General features: G+C 66.8%; 20 protein-coding genes, 1 tRNA gene and 2 pseudogenes. 14 read left to right on the top strand and 9 right to left on the bottom strand.

The annotated features are described in order from the left end of the window. Positions 1-19: 19 nt before the first annotated feature. The 5 genes from ftsX to prfB all read right to left on the bottom strand — a co-directional run bounded on the left by ftsX (position 20) and on the right by prfB (position 4,203). Positions 20-925: a permease-like cell division protein FtsX gene (gene ftsX, locus FND50_RS14575; protein ID WP_005240225.1), complete on the bottom strand. Its 906-nt coding sequence runs from the start codon at positions 923-925 to the stop codon at positions 20-22. Between the two features lie 66 nt (positions 926-991). Further along, the gene (gene ftsE, locus FND50_RS14570) at positions 992-1,681 is read right to left on the bottom strand and encodes a cell division ATP-binding protein FtsE (protein WP_005240222.1); all 690 of its coding nucleotides are present in this window, start codon (positions 1,679-1,681) and stop codon (positions 992-994) included. 55 nt (positions 1,682-1,736) lie between these two features. Then, positions 1,737-2,198 carry a hypothetical protein gene (locus tag FND50_RS14565; RefSeq protein WP_005572214.1) on the bottom strand — a complete coding sequence of 154 codons (462 nt, stop codon included), beginning with the start codon at positions 2,196-2,198 and terminating at the stop codon, positions 1,737-1,739. Beyond that, a complete protein-coding gene (locus tag FND50_RS14560; protein ID WP_144286192.1) occupies positions 2,195-3,091 on the bottom strand; it encodes a mechanosensitive ion channel family protein in 897 nt (298 codons plus the stop codon). The genes FND50_RS14565 and FND50_RS14560 overlap by 4 nt, the downstream gene beginning before the upstream one ends. Positions 3,092-3,096: 5 nt before the next feature. After that, entirely contained in the window at positions 3,097-4,203 is a 1,107-nt protein-coding gene (gene prfB / locus FND50_RS14555) for a peptide chain release factor 2 (protein WP_005259617.1), read from the bottom strand. A 117-nt stretch (positions 4,204-4,320) separates the two neighbouring features. On the opposite strand from prfB, the gene FND50_RS14550 reads away from it, so the two are divergent. From FND50_RS14550 to FND50_RS14515, 8 genes and pseudogenes are all read left to right on the top strand, one after another. After that, positions 4,321-4,836: a carbonic anhydrase gene (locus FND50_RS14550; protein WP_144286191.1), complete on the top strand. Its 516-nt coding sequence runs from the start codon at positions 4,321-4,323 to the stop codon at positions 4,834-4,836. 49 nt (positions 4,837-4,885) lie between these two features. Beyond that, positions 4,886-5,674: a histidinol-phosphatase gene (gene hisN, locus FND50_RS14545; RefSeq protein WP_005240212.1), complete on the top strand. Its 789-nt coding sequence runs from the start codon at positions 4,886-4,888 to the stop codon at positions 5,672-5,674. Between the two features lie 455 nt (positions 5,675-6,129). Further along, positions 6,130-7,542, top strand: a complete 1,413-nt coding sequence (locus FND50_RS14540; RefSeq protein ID WP_144286190.1) for an acyl-CoA dehydrogenase family protein — start codon at positions 6,130-6,132, stop codon at positions 7,540-7,542. Between the two features lie 29 nt (positions 7,543-7,571). Next, positions 7,572-8,777, top strand: a complete 1,206-nt coding sequence (locus FND50_RS14535; protein WP_005240205.1) for an acyl-CoA dehydrogenase family protein — start codon at positions 7,572-7,574, stop codon at positions 8,775-8,777. Between the two features lie 163 nt (positions 8,778-8,940). Beyond that, positions 8,941-10,575 (top strand): acyl-CoA synthetase, encoded by a 1,635-nt coding sequence (locus FND50_RS14530; RefSeq protein ID WP_144286189.1) that lies wholly within the window; start codon positions 8,941-8,943, stop codon positions 10,573-10,575. Between the two features lie 59 nt (positions 10,576-10,634). Beyond that, positions 10,635-10,880, top strand: a pseudogene (locus FND50_RS14525) (ABC transporter permease); the annotation flags it as partial. Between the two features lie 23 nt (positions 10,881-10,903). Continuing rightward, the gene (locus FND50_RS36755; RefSeq protein ID WP_260850985.1) at positions 10,904-11,455 is read left to right on the top strand and encodes a 2-oxoglutarate and iron-dependent oxygenase domain-containing protein; all 552 of its coding nucleotides are present in this window, start codon (positions 10,904-10,906) and stop codon (positions 11,453-11,455) included. Continuing rightward, the gene (locus FND50_RS14515) at positions 11,400-12,044 is read left to right on the top strand and encodes a GntR family transcriptional regulator (protein ID WP_144286188.1); all 645 of its coding nucleotides are present in this window, start codon (positions 11,400-11,402) and stop codon (positions 12,042-12,044) included. The genes FND50_RS36755 and FND50_RS14515 overlap by 56 nt, the downstream gene beginning before the upstream one ends. A 72-nt stretch (positions 12,045-12,116) precedes the next feature. Here the strand turns inward: FND50_RS14515 and FND50_RS14510 are convergent. After that, positions 12,117-12,193, bottom strand: a tRNA-Met gene (locus FND50_RS14510). A 440-nt stretch (positions 12,194-12,633) separates the two neighbouring features. Between FND50_RS14510 and FND50_RS14505 the strand changes: the two are divergent. Both FND50_RS14505 and FND50_RS14500 read left to right on the top strand, forming a co-directional pair. Then, positions 12,634-12,963: pseudogene (locus FND50_RS14505) on the top strand (transglycosylase family protein); the annotation flags it as partial. Positions 12,964-13,438: 475 nt separating this feature from the next. Further along, a complete protein-coding gene (locus FND50_RS14500; protein WP_005240188.1) occupies positions 13,439-13,993 on the top strand; it encodes a transglycosylase family protein in 555 nt (184 codons plus the stop codon). A gap of 77 nt (positions 13,994-14,070) precedes the next feature. On the opposite strand, the gene FND50_RS14495 is transcribed toward FND50_RS14500, so the two are convergent. Continuing rightward, positions 14,071-17,049 (bottom strand): UPF0182 family protein, encoded by a 2,979-nt coding sequence (locus FND50_RS14495; RefSeq protein WP_144286187.1) that lies wholly within the window; start codon positions 17,047-17,049, stop codon positions 14,071-14,073. 154 nt (positions 17,050-17,203) lie between these two features. Here FND50_RS14495 and FND50_RS14490 point away from each other — a divergent pair, with 154 nt between their 5' ends. Continuing rightward, positions 17,204-17,815, top strand: coding sequence for a PPA1309 family protein (locus FND50_RS14490; protein WP_005240184.1), 612 nt, complete (start codon positions 17,204-17,206; stop codon positions 17,813-17,815). 4 nt (positions 17,816-17,819) lie between these two features. On the opposite strand, the gene FND50_RS14485 is transcribed toward FND50_RS14490, so the two are convergent. After that, a complete protein-coding gene (locus tag FND50_RS14485; protein WP_186301284.1) occupies positions 17,820-18,842 on the bottom strand; it encodes a PDZ domain-containing protein in 1,023 nt (340 codons plus the stop codon). A 113-nt stretch (positions 18,843-18,955) separates the two neighbouring features. On the opposite strand from FND50_RS14485, the gene FND50_RS14480 reads away from it, so the two are divergent. From FND50_RS14480 to FND50_RS14470, 3 genes are all read left to right on the top strand, one after another. Continuing rightward, entirely contained in the window at positions 18,956-20,383 is a 1,428-nt protein-coding gene (locus FND50_RS14480; protein WP_144286185.1) for a zinc-dependent metalloprotease, read from the top strand. 119 nt (positions 20,384-20,502) lie between these two features. Further along, a complete protein-coding gene (locus tag FND50_RS14475) occupies positions 20,503-21,396 on the top strand; it encodes a hypothetical protein (protein ID WP_144286184.1) in 894 nt (297 codons plus the stop codon). Beyond that, positions 21,393-22,748, top strand: coding sequence for an AarF/ABC1/UbiB kinase family protein (locus FND50_RS14470; protein WP_005564833.1), 1,356 nt, complete (start codon positions 21,393-21,395; stop codon positions 22,746-22,748). Before FND50_RS14475 ends, FND50_RS14470 begins: the two co-directional genes overlap by 4 nt. Before the next feature lie 83 nt (positions 22,749-22,831). Here the strand turns inward: FND50_RS14470 and FND50_RS14465 are convergent, their stop codons facing one another. Continuing rightward, positions 22,832-23,173: a WhiB family transcriptional regulator gene (locus tag FND50_RS14465; RefSeq protein WP_016883149.1), complete on the bottom strand. Its 342-nt coding sequence runs from the start codon at positions 23,171-23,173 to the stop codon at positions 22,832-22,834. Positions 23,174-23,307 lie beyond the last annotated feature (134 nt).

The raw sequence follows: 23,307 nt of genomic DNA, 5'->3' as shown, positions 1-23,307 counted from the left end.
GGAGAGGAGGCAAACCGAATTATTCGCGGACGTACAAGCGCAGGGTCACGTACGCGGTGACCGCCGCCATTCCGACGCCCACGAGGATCAGCACCGGTGAGACGAACAGCACGTCACTGTTGGAGATCCGCGCCACGATGTTGGCCTCGTACACGTCCGCGAGCACGTCGTCGATGAACATGTTCTTCGCGGTGAACAGGCCCACGATGGCGAGAACGGCACCCACCAGCGCGGCGACCACCGCCTCGAGCAGGAACGGCAACTGTGTGTACCAGCGGGTGGCGCCGACCAGCCTCATGATGCCGACCTCGGTGCGCCGGGTGAACGCCGCGATCTGAACCATGTTCGCGATCAGCAGGATTGCCGCGACGGCCTGCACGATCGCGATCGCGAACGCGGCGTTGCGCACGCCGTTGAGGACGCTGAAGAGCCGCTCCACCAGCTCGCGCTGGTTGAGGACGCTCTCGACTCCCGGGCGGGTGCCGAACTTCTCGTTGATCACGCCGAACCGCTCGGGGTCGCTGAGCTTGACCTTGAACGAGGCCGGGAAGCTGTCGGGGCTGACGAGTGCGGCGAGCTCGGGTTGATCCTTGAACACCCGCTCCGTCGCGTCCTTCACGGCGTCGTCCCGGTTGAGATACTCCACCGACACCACCGACGGCGTCTCCTCCAGCTCGGTGCGCAGCGTCTTGCAGATCTCCCCCTCACACCCCGGGTCCGACGTGGAGATGTCGTCGGTGAGGAAGATCTGCACCTCGACGCGGTCCAGGAAGATCTGCTGGGTTTTGCCGGCCATCTGCACCACCAGCAACCCGCTGCCGAACAGGCCGAGGGAGATCGCGGTGGTGAGGATCATCGCGATGGTCATGGTGACGTTGCGACGGAGTCCGGTCAGGACCTCACTGAAAATGAAACTGGCACGCATCGGGGAATCAGAGTCCTTCGTAGGAGACTTGGGGACAGTACTGAAGCTGGAGTGCAGGGAGGGCGGCTAACGCCCCACGCCGTACACACCCCGAGCCTCGTCGCGCACCACTCTGCCGAGGTCCAGCTCCACCACCCGACGGCGCATCGAGTCGACGATGTGGTGGTCGTGAGTGGCCATCACCACCGTCGTTCCGGTGCGGTTGATCCGTTCGAGCAGCAGCATGATGTCCTGGCTCGTCTCCGGGTCCAGGTTTCCGGTGGGCTCGTCGCACAGCAGCACCAGCGGCCGGTTCACGAACGCCCGCGCGATGGCGACACGCTGCTGCTCACCGCCCGACAGTTCGGTGGGGAGACGATCCGCCTTCCCGGACAACCCGACCATCTCGAGCACCTCGGGCACGGTCCGGGAGATCATCGCGCGCGGCTTCCCGATCACCTCGAGCGCGAACGCGACGTTCTCGGACACGGTCTTCTTCTGCAGGAGCCGGAAGTCCTGGAAGACGACGCCCATGCTCTGCCGCAGCTTCGGCACGCGCCGGGCGGAAAGCTTGTTGACGTGGAAGTCCGCGATGTGAATGTCACCCGACGTCGGCGACTCCTCCTTGAGGAGCAGGCGCATGAAGGTCGACTTTCCCGAGCCCGACGGGCCGATGAGGAAGACGAACTCGCCCTTGTCCACCTCGACGCTCACCTTGTCCAGGGCGGGCCTCGTGGAGGTCTTGTACGACTTCGACACATTCTCGACGCTGATCACGAGGAGCCAGTCTAGACGTTATCGAACAGTGACCAAATGGAGCGACGTGCGGACGTCATCGCCCACTCGGCGGTGTCGCCGACGTCGTCGGGACGGAAGACGTGGTCGGCGGGGTGCCCGTGGGCGGAGGCGGAAACGGGTTGGGAATCCCGAACGGCAACGTCGGGGTCGACGTCACCTGGCTGGTCCCCGTGGGCGCCGTCTCCTGCGGGGTCGGCTCGGGCGTCGCCTCGGTGGTCGTGACAGTCTCCGACGTCGACTCGGTCGTCGTCTCGATCTCCGATGTCGGCAGCGTCGTCTCCTGAAGGGGCGCTTCCCGGGTGGGCACGACAGCCGGCGCGACGGGTCCCTGGACCACTTCTTCGACGGGGTTCAGGTACGTGTACAGCGTGTACAGCACCACCCAGAGGATGCACAGCACCAGCGTCGACGTCCGCACCCGTCCGCCGAAGATCTTCGCGGGAAGGAACGACGAGTGCAGAATCCGGTCCAGTCCGCGCCGCGGTTCGTCGGTCATCCCTCGCCCTCCGCTGCCCGGACCGTCTGAAGGTCCGGTTCGACGGTGATCCCCTGCCGTCTCATCGCGGTGGCGATCCGCACGCGCAGTGCGCGCCCCACCTGGAACTGCTTACCCGGCAGGGTTCGCGCCACGACGCGAACGCTGACCTCGTCGACCGTCAGACTCTCCACTCCCATCACCGTCGGTTCGTCGAGCAGTAGTTTCTTCAGTCCGCGATCCGCGAAGGCCTCGACACCGACCTGGTGCAGCACCTCGTTGACCCGGTTGATGTCCGACGTCGCCGGGACGGGAACGTCGATCACGGCACGCGCCCAATCCTTGGACAGGTTGATCGCCTTCACGATCTGGCCGTTGGGAACGGTGATGACCTCACCGTCCGAGTTCCGCATCCGGGTGACCCGGAGCGTGACGTCCTCGATCACACCCTCGGCGTCTTCCGACGACCCCGTCACCGCGAGCTGCACCGTGTCGCCGAACCCGTACTGCCGTTCGGTGATGATGAAGAAGCCGGCGAGGATGTCCTGCACCACGCGCTGCGCGCCGAAACCGAGCGCCGCACCGAGCACGGTGGCCGGGGCCACCAGGCTGCCGATCGGCAGACTCAGCTGGTCCAGCACCTTCATCGTTGCGATGACGTAGATGATGGTGATGATCACCCAGGTGATCACCTGCGCCACCGAATGCCGGTGCTTGGTCGCCTCGGACCGCACGAGGGCGTCGCCCTGCATGTAGTTGCTGTCGATCCGGTCGGTGACCTTGCTGCCGCCCCAATTGACGAATCGCGCCATCAAGATCGCTCCGAGGACGGTGAGCGACACCGCAAGCCCCGTCGACGAGAGCCAGTCGAGCAGGTTCTGGGTGGGAGCGAACATCGCCGCCGTCGCTTGCATAGGTATCAGGACGCCTGATTCTCGCGCATCCGCCAGCGGATGCCCGATTCGAGGAATCCGTCGATGTCACCGTCGAGCACCGCCGACGGGTTGTTGACCTCGTACTCGGTGCGCAGATCCTTGACCATCTGGTACGGGTGCAGCACGTACGACCGCATCTGGTTGCCCCAGGAACTGCCGCCGTCGCCCTTGAGCGCGTCCATCTCGGCACGCTCCTCCTTGCGCTTGACCTCGAGCAGCTTGGCCTGCAGAACGCGCATCGCCGACACCTTGTTCTGTAGCTGCGACTTCTCGTTCTGACAGGTCACGACGATGCCGGTCGGGATGTGCGTCAATCGGACCGCGGAGTCGGTGGTGTTGACGGACTGCCCACCGGGGCCCGAGGAGCGGTACACGTCGACGCGGACGTCGTTCTCGTTGACGTCGATGTGGTCGGTGGTCTCGACCACGGGCAGGACCTCGACCTCGGCGAACGACGTCTGGCGGCGACCCTGGTTGTCGAACGGGCTGATCCGGACCAGCCGGTGCGTACCCATCTCGACGGACAGGGTTCCGTAGCTGTACGGCGCCTTGACCGCGAACGTCGCGCTCTTGATGCCGGCCTCTTCCGCGTAGGACGTGTCGTAGACCTCGACGCCGTAGCCGTGCTTCTCCGCCCACCGGACGTACATGCGCATCAGCATCTCGGCCCAGTCGGCGGCGTCGACGCCACCGGCGCCGGAGCGGATGTTGACCAGCGCATCACGCTCGTCGTACTCGCCGGAGAGCATCGTCTTTACTTCCATCGCGGCGATGTCTTCACGCAGGCTGTGCCGCTCGGCGTCGACGTCCGCGATGGCCTCCGCGCCCTCGTCCTCGGCGAGTTCGTAGAGCACCGGCATGTCGTCGAGCCTCGACCGCAGTTCCTCGACGCGGCGCAGTTCGGCCTGCGAATGCGAGAGCTGGCTGGTGACCTGCTGGGCGTGCTCCTGGTCGTTCCACAGCTCCGGATCGGCGGCCTGGTGTTCGAGCTCGTCGATGCGGCGGCGCAACTCCTCCACGTCCAGCACCGATTCGACGGTACGGAGGGTGGTGTCGAGCTCGCTGAGGTCTGCGGATACGTCGGGATGCACGGTTCCCAAGGTTACCGGGTGCGCGCGCGGACCCTCTCACCCCTGCTTCCCAGCCGAAGGCACCCCTTCCGATCACGTCGAGTCGAACCCTTGCGCACCCCGGGTACTCCTTGTTGCATGCACGAGTACGCACTTTTTTGTGCCGTGACCGACCAGTACCTGAAGAACAACGAGGAGTACGCCGCCCGATTCACCGGGCCGCTCCCCCTTCCCCCGAGCAGGCACGTCGCGGTCCTCGCCTGCATGGACGCGCGTCTGGACGTCTACCGGGTCCTCGGCATCCAGGAGGGTGAGTCGCACGTCATCCGCAATGCCGGCGGTGTGGTGACGGACGACGAGATCCGGTCGCTCGCGATCAGCCAGCGACTGCTCGGCACCACCGAGATCATCCTCATCCACCACACGGACTGCGGGATGCTCACGTTCACGGACGACGACTTCGAGAAGTCCATCCAGGACGAGGTCGGTATCGAACCGGCCTGGTCGGCCGAGGCGTTCTCCGACCTCGACGAGGACGTCCGGCAGTCGCTGCGCCGCATCCGGTCCAGCCCGTTCATCACGGCGACCACGTCCCTTCGCGGGTTCGTCTTCGACGTCGCCACGGGAAAGCTCGCCGAAGTGAAGATCGACTGAGCTCGCGCCGGCGCGGTACGAACAAGCACTACGAGTAATCTGTGCGACCGTGACCGACCTCCACGCCGACCTGCAGCTCGCCCTCCGAATCGCCGACGAAGCGGACGCGATCACCAGGGCGCGATTCGGGGCGCTCGACCTGTCGGTCGACGACAAGCCCGACCTCACACCGGTCACCGACGCCGACCTGGCCGTGGAACGGGCAGTGCGCGCGACGCTGGAAGCCGAGCGGCCCGCCGATGCCGTCCTGGGTGAGGAGTTCGGCGGCGACGCCCAGTTCACGGGACGCCAGTGGGTGGTCGACCCGATCGACGGAACCAAGAACTTCGTCCGCGGCGTCCCGATCTGGGCAACCCTGATCGCGTTGCTCGAGGACGGCGTTCCCACCGTCGGCGTGGTGAGCGCCCCGGCACTCGCGCGCCGCTGGTGGGCCGCTTCGGGCGCCGGCGCCTGGTCGACGTTCGACGGGTCGGAGCCCACTCGCCTCGCCGTCTCCGCCGTCGACCGACTCGGATCGGCCAGCCTCACGTTCTCGAGCCTGTCGGGATGGAAGGAACTGGGCATCCGCGAACAGTTCCTCTCCCTCACCGACGACGTGTGGCGGGTCCGCGGTTTCGGTGACTTCTTCTCCTACTGCCTGCTCGCCGAGGGCGCCGTCGACATCGCCGCCGAACCCGAGGTGTCGCTGTGGGACCTCGCGCCCCTCGACGTCCTGGTGCGCGAGGCCGGCGGCCGCTTCACCAACCTCGCCGGCGCCGACGGCCCGCACGGAGGCAGCGCACTGGCCACCAACACGCTGCTGCACGACGAGGCGCTGTCCCGTCTGCGCTCGAACTGACGTCGGAGTCAATTCGAACTGACGTCGGAGTCAATACAGACTGCGGGTTCTGACAGGACTCCGGCAGAGGAGTCCGCCTCCGCCCTCCTCGGCCCGAGACTCCCCGATTCCGCGGTCGGCCGCGTCCACCGTCGACGATTCCGGGGCCGCTACTTCACGCCCACCGCACGCGCGGGCACGTCCGGGATCCTGCCTGGTCGCTGGACCCCACCTGGGGTTACGGCGAACCGCTGCTCGGTCCGAGCCGATTTCGCCCTCGCTCGCGCCGCCCCTCGACTCGACCCGGCGGTGACGGAGCCGACGCATCCGGGGATATCGATCATCGTGTCGCCCTAGGGGAGCGGACTCGCACCTCCCCCCCGAACAGGAGCACTCGAACTTACTCAACAGTAGACACCCACCTTACTGCTGAGTAAGATAGATCGTGTCCACGCCCGAACACCGAGAAACAGCTGGTGATCATGAGCAAGCAAGACACTGTTGCCCCCAACGACAGCGCGAAGCGGAAGCCCCGCGACACGTCCGCCGTCGGACTGAATCCGGTCAAGCGCGACGCCATGGGTGCCGCGATGCGCGTGCTGACCAAGATCACCGGTTCCGATCTGGCCGAGAAGTACAACCTTCGCCAGACGATCGACCGGGTGACCTACGAAGGCACGAAGACCGGCTTCAAGACGCTCGGCGCCGCGACCCGCGGGTTCCAGAAGGTGTCCGGCGGCGGTGCGCCGAAACGCCTCCCCGACAACCCGACCGCCAAGGCCGGCTACTTCGACCTCACCCCGAGCGACGAGCAGCAGATGATCGTCGAGACCGTGCGCGAGTTCGCGGCCGAGATCCTGCGACCCGCGGGCCACGACGCCGACGCTGCCGCCGCTGCCCCTGCGGATCTCGTGAAGCGCGCCGCCGAACTCGGCATCACCCTGATCAATGTTCCCGAGGAACTCGACGGGGCCGCCAGTGAGCGCGGGGCCGTCACCAACTCCCTCGTCGCCGAGGCTCTCGCCCACGGCGACATGGGACTCGCCCTGCCGATCCTCGCGCCGAGCGGCGTCGCCGTCGCCCTCACCCAGTGGGGCACCGACTCCCAGCAGAAGACCTACCTGCCCTCGTTCACGGGCGAGCAGGTTCCGAACGCCGCCGTGGTCGTCAACGAGCCCCGCGCACTGTTCGATCCGTTCGCGTTGCAGACCAAGGCGGTTCGCTCGCCCAGCGGTTACAAACTCAGCGGCGTCAAGAGCCTCGTCCCCGCCGCCGCCTCGTCGGAGCTGTTCATCGTGGCAGCCGAACTCGACGGCAAGCCCTCCTTCTTCATCGTCGAGGCCGACACGAAGGGACTCGTCGTCGAGGCGGACCCGAGCATGGGTCTGCGCGCCGCGGGCCTCGGCCGGCTCAACCTCACCGACGTCGCCGTGCCCGAGTCGGGGCTGCTCGGCGACGCCGACGCCGACGTGCGGAAGGCCGAATACGCCGACGCCATCCGGCTGGCCCGCCTGGGCTGGGCGTCGCTCGCGGTCGGAACCGGACAGGCCGTCCTCGACTACGTGATCCCGTACGTCAACGAGCGGGTCGCGTTCGGCGAACCGATCAGCAACCGTCAGGCGGTCGCGTTCATGGTCGCGAACATCGGCATCGAGCTCGACGGCCTGCGTCTGGTGACGTTGCGCGGCGCCTCGCGCGCCGAGCAGGGGCTCTCCTTCGCCCGCGAGTCGGCCCTCGCCCGAAAGCTGGCGTCCGAGAAGGGCATGCAGATCGGCCTCGACGGCGTTCAGCTGCTCGGTGGCCACGGCTACACCAAGGAACATCCCGTGGAGCGCTGGTACCGCGATCTGCGCGCCATCGGCGTCGCCGAGGGCATCGTCCTGATCTGAGCGGCCGGATTCGAACTAAGGAAACTGTCATGATCAACCTCGAACTTCCCAAGAAGCTCAAAGCCTCCGCGAATCAGGCGCACCAGGTCGCCGCGGAAATCTTCCGGCCGATCTCCCGCAAGTACGATCTCGCCGAGCACGCCTACCCCAAGGAACTCGACACCATGGCCGCCATGGTGGAGGGACTCAACGACTCCGGTAAGGGCGCGGCGGGCGCCGCCCTCGGACGGGGCGACGAGCCGAAGGTCATCGGGAACGTGAACGGCGGCAACATGTCGTCGCTGATGAACGTCATCGAAACCTGCTGGGGCGACGTGGGTCTCACACTGGCGATCCCGTACCAGGGCCTCGGCAACTCGGCCATCGCCGCCGTCGCCACCGACGAGCAGCTTGAGCGTTTCGGCAAGGTGTGGGCCTCGATGGCCATAACCGAACCCGGTTTCGGTTCCGACTCCGCCGCCGTCACCACCACCGCGGTGCTCGACGGCGACGAGTACGTGCTCAACGGCGAGAAGATCTTCGTCACGGCCGGCGAGCGCTCCACGCACATCGTCGTGTGGGCCACCGTCGACAAGACGAAGGGCCGCGCCGCGATCAAGTCGTTCGTCGTCCCGCGCGACGCCCCGGGCCTGAGCGTCGCCCGCCTCGAGCACAAGCTGGGCATCAAGGCGTCCGACACCGCGGTCCTGCTGCTGCAGGACTGCCGGATCCCCAAGGACAACCTGCTCGGCACGCCGGAGGTCAACGTCGAGAAGGGCTTCGCCGGCGTCATGCAGACGTTCGACAACACCCGTCCGATCGTCGCCGGCATGGCGGTCGGCCTCGGCCGCGCCGCGCTCGAGGAACTGCGCAGCATCCTCTCCGACGCCGGTGTGGAGATCTCCTACGACACTCCCGCGTACAACCAGCACGCGGCCGCCGCCGAGTTCCTGCAGCTCGAGGCCGACTGGGAAGCCGCCTACCTGCTCGCGCTGCGCGCAACGTGGATGGCGGACAACAAGAAGCCGAACTCTCTCGAAGCATCCATGTCGAAAGCGAAGGCCGGTCGCACCGGAACCGCCATCTCCCTCAAGGCCGTCGAACTCGCCGGCACCTTGGGCTACTCGGAGCGCCCGCTGCTCGAGAAGTGGGCGCGCGATTCCAAGATCCTCGACATCTTCGAGGGAACGCAGCAGATCCAGCAGCTGATCGTCGCTCGCCGTCTGCTAGGAAAGTCGTCCGCTGAGCTGAAGTAGCAGTTCGAGGGGACTTCCATCGAGGGGTGCAGCCCCCGCCGCACTCACCTGCGGCGGGGGCTTCTTCGTGCTGAGCGACCGGCTTCACCGGACCGGGCTGCCGGACCCCTCACGTCATCTACGCTGGACGGGAAATCCGTCACTGCAGCCGGAGGGGTTCTCCATGCCAGCTCAGCACTTCCTCACCAAGATCACGGACACCGTGGGAGCTGTGCGGGTGATGAACCGCGCAGGCCTCGTTCCCTTTCCCCGCGTCGACCAGGGCGTCCGATCGATCCTGGCCGTGCGGAAGTACGGTCCGTTCGCCGGGCCCGTCCACGCCAATGCCGAGGCCGGACTGGATGCGGTGGCCCTGATCGACGAGCGCGGCCCGCTCACCTACACCGACATCGAGGAGCAGTCCAACGCCCTGGTGCGGGCGTGGCAGGCCGATGGCATCACTCCCGGTTCCGTCGTGGGATGCATGTGCCGCAATCATCGCGGCCTGGTCTTGACGATGCTCGCCGCCGCCAAGAACGGCACCAAGCTGGTGCTGATGAACACCGGGTTCGCCCGGCCCCAGCTCGTCGACGTCGCCGCCCGCGAGCAGGTTCAGGCGTTCGTGTACGACGACGAGTTCCACGCGGTCGCCCATGCCCTCCCGGACGAGGTCCTCACCTATCGCTCCTGGGCGGAGGACGATTCGACGTCCCAGGTCCGCACGCTCGACGACGTGATGGAGGGCAGAGACCGCAGTTCGTTGCCCGCGCCGTCCACGCAGGGCGGTTTCGTCCTCCTCACCAGCGGCACCACGGGTACACCGAAGGGCGCTCCCCGCGGACACACGTCGCCGCTCGCGTCGGCCCAGTTCCTCGACCGGGTTCCGCTGCGACGCGGGCAGACGATGATGATGGCGGCCCCCGCGTTCCACGGAACGGGAGTCTCCCAGTTCGCACTCGCGCTGGCACTGGGCCAGACCGTGGTGATGCATCGCAAGTTCGATCCGGAGAACACGATTCGCCTGGTCGAGAAGCACCGCTGCGACACACTGGTCGTCGTTCCCACCATGCTGCAGCGCATCATCGACCTCGGGCCGGAGACCCTGGCCAAGTACGACACGTCGAGCCTGAAGATCATCTTCGCGGCCGGGTCCGCCCTCTCCCCCGACCTCTGCAAACGCACCACCGCCGCTTTCGGCGACGTGCTCCACAACCTGTACGGCTCCACCGAGGTCGCCGTCGCCACCGTCGCGACTCCGGCCGACCTTGCGCTGGCGCCGGGCACCGCGGGGCGGGCACCCGTCACCTGTCACGTGGAACTCTATGACGAGTCGGGTCAGCGGATTACCGAACCCGAGACCGTCGGACGGATCTTCGTCGCCAGCGGTCTCAGCTTCTCCGGATACACCGACGGTCGCGACAAGGAGCGCATCAACGGTCTGCTGTCCACCGGCGACGTCGGCCACTTCGACCGCAACGGCCTCCTCTTCGTGGACGGCCGGGACGACGACATGATCGTGTCCGGCGGCGAGAACGTCTACCCCCTGGAGGTCGAGAACCTGCTCGCCGACCGGGAGGACGTGCTCGAGGCCGCTGTGATCGGTGTCGAGGACTCCGAATTCGGCCATCGCCTCCGGGCTTTCGTGGTACCCGGCCCGGGATCCGCAAAGGACGCCGACGAGTTGAAGGCCCACGTCAAGTCGAACCTGGCGCGGTACAAGGTGCCCCGCGAGGTGATCTTCATCGAGGAACTTCCCCGCAACGCGACGGGCAAGTTGCTGCGTCGCGTCCTGATCGAGATGGACGTCACGGAGAGCTGATCCCGATCGCGGGATCGGTGAACCGGTTCGTGTAAATCTGTTACGCGGTCAGCGAATCCGCGATCGCGGCCGGCATTCGCACCGCGTCCGGCCTCGTCGTGGTCGGCACGATCATCGGAGACCTGTTCTTCGCCAAGGGCGAGCCCGGCATCGGCACGCTTCTCGACGTGTTCCGCAGCCGGCTCCAATCCGAGGATCTCATCGCCGCGATCGTGATCGCGTCCGGTGTCGCCGTGTTCTCCGCGTTCGGCATCCTGTCCCGACTGCTCGTCGGCAGCTGGCACTCGTGCGGCCACAAATCCTGAGCACACCTTCACGAAAGGCCGTCATGCCCACTTCCCCGTTCACCGCCCCGACCGTCGACATCACGCCGTATCTCGCCGAGGGAGCCCGTGCCCACAACAGTGCCGAATGCGCACGTGTGGCGGCGGAACTCGACACCGCCTGCCGTGAGGTCGGTTTCGTCCAGATCGTCGGTCACCGGATTCCCGGAGCGACGGTCGACCGGCTGGCCAGTGCACTCGACCCCGCGTCCGAGTCCCTGAGCATGAGTCTCGAATCGAAACCGCTCCCGGGACTCTCGTCGACGGGGCGCCGGGATATCCGCCGATCACGGTCGCGGAGAACATCGCGCCAAGGTCGCCGGCTTGAAGCGGGCGTCAAACCGACTGCGGCACTTCGCGAAGCCGCGCGGGTCCTGTCCACCCGCTGGCAGCATCAGTCGGTGGGGCGCCCTCCCGCCGGCGATCGAATAGAGTCGACGCAGGAGCCGGGCCGGGCGGCGAGGGCACGACCCGCCTCGAGGAAAGGGTTCGGAAGGATCGATGACACACACCGAACGAGCCCTGCTCACCGAATCCGTTCACGACACTCTTCGTGAACAGATCTTCTCCGGCGAACTGCCTCCTGGTACGCCACTCAGCGTTCCGTCGCTGGCCGCGAAACTGAACGTCAGCCGTACCCCTGTCCGGGAGGCCGTGCAGCAACTCATCTACGAGGGCATCGCGGTCTACACCCGCAATGCGGGCGCCAAGGTCGATTCTCTCGACGCGGACTCGATCCGCGCCGTCTTCGAGGTCCGCGAGGTGCTCGACGGACTGGCCGCATTTCATGCGACTGCCGCCGCCACCCACGAGACGGTGCAGCAGTTGAAGAAGATGGTGCAGGTCCAACGTGAGCTGCTGGACGGTCCCGCCGATCAGCGCCGCGATTCACGGCTCGACCTCGAATTCCACACCCTCATCCGGGAAACCGCGCGCAACAAGCCACTGAGCGAAGCCCTCCTGCGGTTGGACGGGCAATCGCATCTGTACCGGTCGGACATGTGGAGTGCGGATCTGAATCGGAGGCTGGCCGTCACCGAGCACGAGCGGATCGTCGGCGCCATCGAGTCCGGTGACGCGGTCGGAGCGCGGGCTGCAGCATGCGCCCATGTGGCGGGATTGCTGGTACGAACGACGCGGATGTGAGAGCCGCCCTCGACGGGGGCGAGCAGACAAAAAAGAACCGGCGTCCTGGATTCCAGGACGCCGGTTCTTCAGTGGTAGCGGGGACAGGATTTGAACCTGCGACCTCTGGGTTATGAGCCCAGCGAGCTACCGAGCTGCTCCACCCCGCGTTGCATGAACGAAGTTACACGAGCGAACGAACGGATTGCAAATCGCCCGGAAAGCATCCGATTAGCAACCTTTCAGCACCACTCGAGTCACATCCGTTACCTGAATGTTATGACGCTCGTCACATTTCGGGCGAAATCTGTAACGCTGCCGAGACCTGAAACTTCGGGGACGACCTGGGAAAACAGCGGTCGTTCGTCCCAGTATTTGGACGCCCGTCACAGAAAATCGACCCGTGACCATTCCGTGATCACCGCGTACGTTCGTTGCCAGCCCGAAACTACCGGGCAACGCCGACCCGCCGCAGCTCGACCTGCCCCCGCGGGATTCGGAATCCCGACACCTCGAGGGGCAGGGACGAGGACAGATCGACCACCGGGTCGGCACACCAGCCGTTACCGCACCACCACCTCGTCAGCAGGCGCGGAGAGGAAACAACCACATGACCAATTCCAGCATCGTCAAGCGGACCATGGGCGCAATCGCACTCACCGGAGCAGTCATCGGAGTGCCGCTCGGCCTGAGCACCGGCACCGCATCGGCCGCTTCCGGAGACTGGGACGCCGTCGCAGCATGCGAGAGCAGCGGCAACTGGGGCGCCGACACCGGAAACGGCTTCTCGGGCGGTCTGCAGTTCACCGACAGCACCTGGGCAGCGAACGGCGGCTCCGGCTCGCCGGCCAACGCATCGCGCGAGGAGCAGATCCGCGTCGCCGAGAACGTCCTGGCAACCCAGGGACCCGGCGCCTGGCCGGTCTGCGGACAGTACCTCTGATCCGCACCTTGCTCGAAGTGCCCCGCGCGCAGCACGACTGCGCGCGGGGCACTCCTGAATAGCGAGTCCTCGTCTTACACCACCGGGACCCGATTTCCTGCCATTTCGACGTGAGCCGCTGCACAAAATCGTGGTGATCCCCACCACATAACAGCGGGGTAACGAATCGACGCCGAAACGATATCGAGACGCTCTGACCTGCAAAGACAGCGATAATACGCCGTCGCCGCCGGACAGCTGTCCACCAATTTTGCCAGGTGAACTGCGGGCAAAGCTCCCGTACGGTCGCTCTCGGCCCGAAACAACCGGGCGAAAGCCGGCCCGCCGCTGCTAGCTCTGCCCCGCGGGTTCGGAATCCCCGAAACCTTCGAGGGGCAGGGACGCGGCACAGAATCGCAGCCCGGCGTGACGACGCGAACGTCGTCGCCCGCAGGCCGGCCACGCCAGCAAGCGCGGAGAGGATTGACCCCGCATGACCAATCACAGCATCAGCAAGCGTGCCCTCGGCTGGATCGCCGTCACCGGAGCCGTAGTCGCCGTCCCGCTCGGACTGAGCACCGGCACCGCCTCCGCCGCTTCCCACAACTGGGATGGCGTCGCCCAGTGCGAGAGCGGCGGCAACTGGGGAATCAACACCGGAAACGGCTACTACGGCGGCCTGCAGTTCTCGCAGAGCACCTGGGAGGCCAACGGCGGAACCGGCTCGGCATCGAACGCCAGCAAGGCCGAGCAGGTCCGCGTCGCCGAGAATGTTCTCGCGACCCAGGGCCAGGGTGCATGGCCGGTGTGCGGGCAGTACCTGTCCACCGGTGGCGGCGACGTCGCCGAGGCTCCGGCCCCCGCCCCGGAGCCCACCCCGGCCCCCGCCCCCGCCGCTCCGGCTCAGGTTCAGGCACCCGCCCCGGTCCAGCCCGCCGCACAGCAGGCGCTCGACGCCGCGCGTCAGGTCGCCGAGCAGAACGGCTACGGACAGCAGTTCCAGCAGCTGGTGGACACCAACCCGCAGTTGGTCGACGCACTGCGCTGACCTTCCGCTCGTACGACGAGGCCCTCTCATCCGGTTCCGGATGACAGGGCCTCGTTCTGTCTGCGGCTGAAGCGCCTCTACTTCGGGATCGCCTCGTAGGCGGCGACCGCCTTCTGGACGCGAGCAAGCGCTGCGCCGTAGGCCGCGAAGTCACCGCTGCGCTGCGCCGACGTCAACGCGTCGAGGGACGCGTCCAACTCCGCCACCGCCGCCGAGACATCCGTGCCGGGAGGCGGTGTCGCCGGGGCAGTCGGCGCCGGTGCCGCACCCTGATCGACCGGCGGCGTGGTGCCGGACTCCGGGGGCGTCCCTTCTTCCGCACTGGGTGCCGTCGCCACCGAGCCCGTGCCGGCACCGAACACCTGGTCGAGCGCCTGCGCCAATGTCGGGGCGTACCCGACACGCACACTGTTACTCGGCGGTGGCTCGCGGTAGCTCACCAGCACTCGGGACAGCTGCGGGAACGTCGACGTGTTCGGGCCCGTCGAACTTCGCTCCGTATACATCGGTTCGACATAGAGGATGCCGCCGTCCGCGATCGGCAAGGTCAGCAGGTTGCCGTACTGAATCTTGTTCGATCTCTCGAGCAGGGTTCGCTCCGACGCCACCCGGGGATCCGAGATCATCGAGTTCTGCGTCTGCTGCGGGCCCTGGGTCTGCGTGTCCGTCGGCAACTGGAGCACCGTGAACTTGCCGTAATTCTCCGGATCCGACTTCACCGACAGATACGCGGACAGGAACTCGCGACTGTAACCCACCATCGCACTGGTCAGATTGAACGACGGTTTCCCGGTCTCGGGATCACCGACCAGCACGTAGTACGGCGGCTGGTTCGCGCTCGTGTCGATCGTGGGATCGCTCGGCACCGACCAGAACGCGTTGTTGGTGAAGAATTCCTTCGGATCGTCCACGTGGTACTTGGCGAGCATCTCGCGCTGCACCTTGAACAGGTCCTCGGGATAGCGGAAGTGCGCACGCAGTTCCTCGGGAATCGAATCCGCCGGCTGAACCGCACCCGGGAAGACACCCATCCACGCATCGAGCACCGGATCGTTCTGGTCCACCTGATAGAGCTTCACGGTGCCGTCGTACGCGTCGACGGTGGCCTTCACCGAGTTGCGGATGTAGGACACCTCCTTACGGGGCAGCAGGCGGCCGGTGTTCTGGTCGATGCTGTCCTCGACGAGTCCGTCGAGCGAACTGCGCTGGGCGTACGGGTAGTCCTGCAGGGTGGTGTAGGCGTCCACGATCCACACGACCTTGCCGTCGACGACGGCCGGGTACGAGTCGCCGTCCGCGGTCAGCCACGGGGCAACGTGCGTGACACGGTCCCGCGGGTCCCGGTTGTAGATGATCTTGGAATCCGAACCGATGGCACCGGAGAACAAAATGTTGCGCTCGGTGTACTTGGCCGCGAACGCCAGCCGGTTGAACCAGTTGCCGATCGGCACACCACCCGAACCGGTGTACGTGTAGCGCGAGGTGTCAGTGTCGTACTCCCGCGGATCCGAACCTTGGGATCCGCCGACGATCGCGTAATCGGCGTCCGTGTCGGCGATGACCTCGCCGTAATAGATGCGCGGCTGCTCGACCGGGATAACCTGGTTACCCGCCTCCTGCGAGGCGATGTCACTGACCATGTAGACGGGGTAACCGCTGTTGCTGTTCGCGGCTTCCTCGGCGGACTCGCCGGCAGCGGCGTTCACCCGGTTCGCGGGGGCCGCGACCAGTCCGTTGCCGTGCGTGTAGACAGTGTGCTTGTTGATCCAGTCCGTCTGGTTACCCGTCAGGCTCTTGGAGGACAACTCGCGGGCCGCGACGATGTAGTCACGCAACTGCCCGTCGATGTCGTACCGGTCGATGTCGAGCGTCGGCGGGAACCCGTAGAAGTTCTTCAACTGCTGCTGCTGGGTGAACGTCCGCGACAGGATGTTCGGATCGAGCAGTCGCGTGTTCTCGATGGTCGTGACGTCGGCGGGCACGTCCCGCGGCGGCTTCGTTCCGTACCCCTGATAGTCCTGGTACTCGACCTTGTCGTCGGTGATGCCGTACGCCTGCCGCGTGGCGGCGATGTTCCGCTCGATGTACGCGCTCTCCTTGTCGGCGGCGTTGGGACGCACCGAGAACTGCTCGACCACGAGCGGCCACACCGCGCCGACCAGGATCGAGGAGAGCACGAGAAGCGCTGTCGCCATTGCGGGAATCCGCAGATCGCGGAGGAAGATCGCCGCGAAGAACGCGCCCGCGCAGATGACCGCGATGGCCAGCAGGATCAACTTCGCCTGCAGCACCGCATTCATGTCGGTGTAGCTACCACCGGTGAACGTGGGTTCCTTGCGGCTGCTCGACAGCAGCGAGTAACGGTCGAACCAGTACGCGACGGCCTTGAGAAGAATGAACGTTCCCGCGAGCACCGCCAACTGGACTCGCGCCGCATTGGTCAGTGCCCCGCCCCGGCCCGCCAGCTTCAGCCCGCCGAAGATGTAGTGCGTCACCAGGCTCGCGAAGAACGCCAGCAGAACCGCGACGAACAGCCAGTTGAGGACGAAACGGTAGAACGGCAGATCGAACGTGTAGAAGCCGACGTCGAGGCCGAATTCGGGATCGGCGACGCCGAACGCGCCGCCGTTGACGAACAACTGCACCGTCACCCAGCTGGACTGGGCGATCAGCCCGGCGAGCAGTCCCACCGCGATCGGAATGGCCAGGCCGAACAGTCGCAGCCGAGTCATCACCGTGGTGCGGTACCGCGCCACCGGATCGTTGGGACCCGACACCGGGACGAACACCGGCCGCGAACGGTAGGCGAGCAGCAGTGCCAGCCAGACGATTCCGCCGACCACGACCCCGACCACGAGGAAGAGGAGCAGACGCGTGACGAGGACCGTGGTGAACACACCACGGAATCCGACCTCACCGAACCACAACCAGTCCGTGTAGGTACTGATCAGCCGAGGGCCCACCAGCAACAGGGCCGCGACGACAAGCGCCAGCACCAGCAGCACTCGGCTGCGTTTGGACAACGACGGTAAACCTGCGGGGGGCCGCATGCCCACGTGCCACACTCCAAGAACTCGGCGACGCTGTCGCGCCGCGATCAACTGCACCGTTCGTTCGTCCACACCCGAACAGCAAGGGCGTGACCGTTTCGTCCCACTCTACGTAACAACCGAGAGATGCGGCCGTCGGTCCTGTTCCGGGGGTGCGAAGATGGGTCTCGTGAGTGAAGAGAATGTGAACCGAGAGACGGACGCCCTCGCCCGCTGTGTGCGCGAGGTGGTCGAATTCGTCGATGCCGGAGGGTGGGATCAGCCGCCCCAGATGTTCGCACTCGTCCCGACCGAACTGCTCGCGGCCGCCGAGCCGAGCCTGCTCGACCAACTCGCCGACGGCGCGGAATTGACCCCGGTGGAACAGGATCCGTTCCCCGACGACATCGACGGCGGGTCGCGCGCACTCGACGAGTTCCTCGCCACCACCAGCTGGCCGGAGTCCGTGGTGGGGTGCGCACTCGTTCAGGAGATCGTCGTTCTGCCACCCGAGGCGGAGTCCGATCTCGACGACGCGCTCGTCCCCCTGCTGTCCGATCGCGACGCCGCCGACGACGCCGCGCGGGCCGCGGCCGAGTCGCATCCCGACCGCCGGTCCGCCCGGTTGATCGCCGCCGTGCTGCGAGACGGACCGTCGTTGTGCCTGATGCAGTTGCGCCCCGACGAGGACGCCGACCCGTACGCCGGGATCGAACTACTCACCTACGAGGACCTGGCACCGAATCTCATCAGCGCGTTGTACGCCACCCTCGACGCGACCGAGGAGGACTGACCGCTCAGCAGTGCGGCGCGTCGGCTCCGGTATCGATGGCCTCGAGCGCATCGACGGCACCGTCGAGGTTCTCGACCTTCACCAGCCGCAGCCCGTCGGGCGCACCCTGGCGTGCCTCGTCGCAGTTCTTCGCCGGCACGAGGAACGTCTCGGCGCCCGCCTCCTCCGCGGCGATCAACTTGTACTTGATGCCGCCGATGGGCCCGACGTCGCCGTCGGAGTCGATCGTGCCGGTGCCGGCGACGAACTTGCCGCCGTTGAGTTCGCCCGGGCTGAGTTTGTCGATCACGGCGAGGGTGAACATGAGCCCTGCCGAGGGGCCGCCCACGTCGGCGAGGTTGAAGTCGATCGTGAACGGTACGTCCGGGATCTCCTCGGGAGTGATCCCCAGGTAGCCCTTGGACTCGTCGTCCGGGCGTGCGCCGAGCACCACCCGCACCGTCGTTTCGGCGCCGTCGCGGCGGATCACGATCGGCACCTCCGTGTTCGGGGGCACATCGGCCACGGCCGCCTGCACGCCACCGACCGTCGACACCGGCTTTCCGTCGACACTCACCAACACGTCGCCCTCGCGCAGCAGTCCCTGGGAGGGGCCGTCCTCACCGACTTTGGCGATCCGCAGGTCCACAGGCTTGCCCAGGAAGTGGAGTGCCGCGAGTTCCGCGCTGTCCTCCGACTGCTGGAAGTCGGCGTCGTTCTCCTGCTTGACCTCGTCCTTCGACTTATCCGGCGGGTAGACCTCCTCGCGGGGGACGATGCCCTGGCGCCCACTGGCCCACAATCCGAACGCTTCGAACACGTTGAGGTCGTCGCGCACCGCGACCGTCGTCATGTTGAGGTGGCCGGTGGTGTCGTCGACCTCCGTTCCCTCGATGGCGACGACTTCCTCACCACCTACTTCGCCGAGTGTGTTGAACGTGGGTCCCGGCCCGAGGGCCACGTACGGCACCGTGATCACCGTGCCGAGAATTCCGAGTACCACGATCGGGGCCAGCGCAGCCAGAAGCGTCACGATCCGTCGATTCACCTGGACCAGCGTAGAGCGCGAACCCGCGGACACGACTGTCGGCCGTCCGCGTGTTCGCCGTCAGCGTGACGAGGTGGACAGCCACCGAACCATGCGCCTTGTACCGTTGAGGCATGAGCAATCCGCCCTTCGGCTTCTCCAAACCCGACGACGATCCCGATCGTGACAAGAACACGGGGGATCAGAACGGGCCCGACCGCGACAAGAACGCGGGCGGTTCCGGCGACTTCGGTTTCGGGGCGGGTGGTTTCCCCGCCGGGGGCTTCGACCCGGCCTCCCTCGGCCAGATGCTGACCCAGTTCGGCCAGATGCTGAGCGGGATGGGCACGTCGATGGGGTCCGGTGAGCAGAGCGGCCCGGTCAACTACGAGATCGCGAAGAAACTCGCGCGCCAGCAGATGGGGTCGGTCGCGCCCATCACCCAGGGCAACTCCGAGGCGATCGCCGATGCCTCACGGCTCGCGGAACTGTGGCTCGACGCCGCGACGACGCTGCCGGCGGGCGCGACGAAGACCGTCGCGTGGACGCCCAACGACTGGCTCGACAACACCCTCGACACCTGGAAACGGCTGTGCGACCCGGTCGCGGAGAAGGTGTCCGGCATGTGGGTGCAGGGGCTGCCCGAGGAAGCGCAGCAGATGGCCGGCCCGATGATCGGCATGATGAGCCAGATGGGTGGCCTCGCGTTCGGCTCCCAGCTCGGCCAGGCCCTGGGCCAGTTGTCGAAGGAGGTGCTCACCTCCACCGACATCGGTCTCCCCCTCGGTCCGGCAGGCACAGGCGCACTGCTTCCCGCCGCGGTGGAGCGGTTCAGCAAGGGGCTCGAACAGCCCGACCGCGAGATCCTCGTGTTCCTCGCCGCGCGGGAGGCCGCCTACCAGCGCCTGTACAGCCACGTCCCGTGGCTGCGTCAGCGTCTCCTCGCCACCGTCGAGGAATACGCCCGCGGCATCACGATGGATTTCTCGGCCATCGAGGACATGGCGAAGGGACTCGACCCGTCCGCGCTGACCGATCCGTCGCAGCTCGAGAACATCCTGCAGCAGGGCGCATTCGAACCCCAGACCACGCCCGAGCAGAAGCAGGCCCTCGAACGACTCGAGACACTGCTCGCCCTCATCGAGGGCTGGGTCGAGGTCGTCGTCGCGTCGGCACTGAACGACCGACTCCCCGGCGTCGCCGCCCTCAGCGAGACGCTGCGCCGCAGGCGTGCGACCGGCGGACCCGCCGAACAGACGTTCGCGACGCTCGTCGGACTCGAACTGCGTCCCCGCAAGGTCCGGGAGGCCGCGCAGCTGTGGACTCGCCTCACGTCCGAGTCGACCATCGACGCCCGTGACGGCGTGTGGGCCCACCCCGACCTGCTGCCCGACTCGTCCGATCTCGACAGCCCGGATGCGTTCGTCGAACGTGTGCTCGGAGGCGGCGACGGCGGCGATTTCGATAATCCGATGGCACAACTGGAGGCAACCGAGGCCCGCGAGCGGGCCGAGGAGGCCGAGCGCGGCAAGTCCGGCAAGGACGACGACCCCGAGTCCTGACCTTCTGACCCCACCAACTTTTCGATAGCGGGAAATCCACAGGTCGAAGCACGTTTCGGCCTGTGGACAACCCGCGTTTTCGGCGCCGATGCCGGGTCGTGCCCTGCGATCCTCAGCGTGTGACCATCCAGCCCACGCGACACGTCGGTGTCACTCTCGATCCCAGGATCGCCGTACTCGTCCGCCCCGACGGGCGCCTGCAGTTCGGCTGGGATCCCGAGCGCGCTCTCGTACTCGCCCCACCTCCCGGGGTCCGGACCGAGCAACTCCTCGCCGTCGTCCGACTGCTCGACGGCAAGAACTCGCGGCCGCACATCCTGTGGACTGCCGTCGGGTACGGCATTGCGCCCACGGACGTGTCGAAGCTTCTCGGCGACCTCGACCGGGCAGGTCTGATCGATGTCGCCGGGACATCCCCCGTCGCGGACACGATCACGATCCGCGTGCACGGGCGCGGCCCGCTGTCGGATGCGGTGTCGGCCGGGCTCACGGACGGCGGCATCCGGGTCGCCCGCTCCTTCCGCTATTCCGCCGACAGCGACGTCCGGCGGTGGAACGCCCTGTGCGTCGTGCTCGCGGACGATCTGGTGGCGGAACCTCGGCTCGTCGCGGATCTGGTCCAGAACGGGATACCGCACCTGCAGGTCCGGCTGCGTGACGGCCGCGGTGTCGTCGGCCCTCTCGTGCTCCCGGGCAACACCAGTTGCCTGCGGTGCGCCGATCTCCTCCGCGCCGCGTACGACGAGGACTGGCCGCACCTGTCCGCTCAGCTCCTCGGGACGGTCGGGCACGCGAGCCCCGCCGTGATCATGGCCACGGCGGCAGTCGCCCTCGGCCAGCTCGAGGCCGTCTTGGCCGCGCCGCGAGGCGCGCCGCCCAGCAGCCTCGACGCGACGCTCGAGATCGATCTCGGGGCGCACCGGCTGGTGACCCGGCGCTGGCCGCGGCAGGCGAGCTGCAGCTGCACGTATCTGGCACCCGCTGCGGGCGAATCGAACCGCCTTCGGTCATGATGCATGATGGTGGGGTGTCCGACATCCCCCGCAGGAGTTCCGCCCGCACCGCCAAACTCGCGAGCATCCCGTTGGGGATCGCGGGGCGTGCTGCGATGGGCTTCGGCCGGAAGCTGACCGGCGGCGACAAGGACGAGATCGACGCCCAGCTGAGCGCCAAGGCAGCCGAGCAATTGTTCGCGGTCCTCGGCGAACTCAAGGGCGGCGCCATGAAACTCGGGCAGGCGCTCAGCGTCATGGAGGCGGCGATCCCCGAGGAGTTCGCGGAGCCCTACCGTGAATCGCTGAACAAGCTGCAGGCGCAGGCACCTCCCCTGCCCGCGCGGGCCGTCCACAGAATGCTCGACCAGCAGCTGGGCACCAAGTGGCGTGACCGGTTCCAGTCGTTCGACGACACCCCGACCGCATCGGCCAGCATCGGCCAGGTACACCGCGCGGTCTGGGCCGACGGTCGCGACGTGGCCGTCAAGGTTCAGTACCCCGGCGCCGACGAAGCGCTGCGCGCCGACCTGAAGACGCTCGGCCGATTCGCGGGACTGTTCGCCTCGGTCATGCCCGGCGTCGACGTACGCCCGGTCATCGACGAGTTCACGGCCCGCACCGAGGAAGAACTCGACTACCGGATCGAGGCGAACAATCAGCGCCGCTTCGCCAAGGTGTACGACGGGGATCCGCAGTTCGCGATTCCGCACGTGGTCGCCAGTGCCCCCAAGGTCGTGGTCACCGAATGGATGTCGGCGAAGCCGCTGTCGGCCATCATCGCCGACGGCACCCCCGAGGAACGCAACACCGCGGGTGCACTGCTCGCGGAGTTCCATTTCGCCTCCCCCACCCGCGTCGGCCTGCTTCACTGCGACCCGCACCCGGGTAACTTCATGCTGCACAGCGACGGCCGCCTCGGTGTCATCGATTTCGGTGCCGCCGCACCGTTTCCGCACGGGCTCCCCCCGGTGCTCGGGTCCATGGTCCGGCTGGCGCTCCACGAGCAGTTCGACGAACTGACGGAGTTGCTGCACGCCAACGGATTCGTCCTGCCCGGCCGAACGGTCACCGACAAAGAGATCGCGGACTACCTGCGTCCCGTCACCGACCCGATCCGCACCGAATCGTTCCATTTCACCCGCGCCTGGCTGCAGAAGGCCGCGGGTTCCGCGACCGACTTCAACAGTGCGCAGTTCCGGACGGCCCGGGCACTGAATCTGCCCGCGGAGTATCTGATGATCTTCCGGGTTCTCGTCGGCTCGGTGGGAATCTGCGCTCAGCTGGACGCATACGCGCCGTACATGGAGATCCTCACGCGGTGGCTCCCCGGGTTCGCCGACCCCGCCCCCGAGGACGAAGACACCGTCTGAGCCCGAAAACACAGAACGGGCGTTCGCCCGGCCCACTCATGTGGCCGGGCGAACGCCCGAATTCTCCCGCCCCGTACCGGTTTCTATGCACAGACCAGAGTCTGCGTCTTGCGCGGACGTCCCCGGGGACGCTTGCGGGCGATCACGACGCCCTGGTCGAAGATCTCCCCACCCCACACGCCCCACGGCTCACCCCGATCGAGGGCCGCGTCGAGGCAGCGGGAGCGGATCGGGCAGGACGCGCACAGCGCCTTCGCCTGTTCCAGCTCGGTGGGAGAGTCCGCAAACCACAGGTCGGGATCATCGACCCGGCAGGGCAGGTCACCACGTGCGGACACTATCTGAACAAATCCGCTTGTGGCGGTTGAGGTTTCGGATACCCCTCGGCATGTCACGGTAGACACGTCCTTCTCCTCTGCTCTCATTGCGACGGTCAATCTCTTCGGTTCGATGAAGTGGGTGCGAACCAGAGCCGAGGCTGCGAGCGGGAAAAGAGCTCGAACTACAAAGGCCACGGTCCGCGATGCGGGTCCGTGGCCTTGAAAAGACGGTGGGAGTT

Source organism: Rhodococcus sp. WB9 (genome assembly GCF_007558985.1).
Lineage (GTDB): Bacteria > Actinomycetota > Actinomycetes > Mycobacteriales > Mycobacteriaceae > Rhodococcus_F > Rhodococcus_F opacus.
Note: the sequence above shows the minus strand (reverse complement) of the source record. Positions and strands in the feature narration are given on the sequence as shown.

Coding starts and splice junctions, on each gene's coding strand:
- FND50_RS14470 (WP_005564833.1), top strand. CDS start 21,393: ATGATGCATGATGGTGGGGTGTCCGACATCCCCCGCAGGAGTTCCGCC.
- FND50_RS14490 (WP_005240184.1), top strand. CDS start 17,204: ATGGGTCTCGTGAGTGAAGAGAATGTGAACCGAGAGACGGACGCCCTC.
- ftsX (WP_005240225.1), bottom strand. CDS start 925: ATGCGTGCCAGTTTCATTTTCAGTGAGGTCCTGACCGGACTCCGTCGC.
- FND50_RS14550 (WP_144286191.1), top strand. CDS start 4,321: ATGCACGAGTACGCACTTTTTTGTGCCGTGACCGACCAGTACCTGAAG.
- FND50_RS14565 (WP_005572214.1), bottom strand. CDS start 2,198: ATGACCGACGAACCGCGGCGCGGACTGGACCGGATTCTGCACTCGTCG.
- FND50_RS14465 (WP_016883149.1), bottom strand. CDS start 23,173: ATGAGAGCAGAGGAGAAGGACGTGTCTACCGTGACATGCCGAGGGGTA.
- FND50_RS14480 (WP_144286185.1), top strand. CDS start 18,956: ATGAGCAATCCGCCCTTCGGCTTCTCCAAACCCGACGACGATCCCGAT.
- FND50_RS14500 (WP_005240188.1), top strand. CDS start 13,439: ATGACCAATCACAGCATCAGCAAGCGTGCCCTCGGCTGGATCGCCGTC.
- FND50_RS14530 (WP_144286189.1), top strand. CDS start 8,941: ATGCCAGCTCAGCACTTCCTCACCAAGATCACGGACACCGTGGGAGCT.
- FND50_RS36755 (WP_260850985.1), top strand. CDS start 10,904: ATGCCCACTTCCCCGTTCACCGCCCCGACCGTCGACATCACGCCGTAT.
- FND50_RS14515 (WP_144286188.1), top strand. CDS start 11,400: ATGACACACACCGAACGAGCCCTGCTCACCGAATCCGTTCACGACACT.
- FND50_RS14560 (WP_144286192.1), bottom strand. CDS start 3,091: ATGCAAGCGACGGCGGCGATGTTCGCTCCCACCCAGAACCTGCTCGAC.
- FND50_RS14535 (WP_005240205.1), top strand. CDS start 7,572: ATGATCAACCTCGAACTTCCCAAGAAGCTCAAAGCCTCCGCGAATCAG.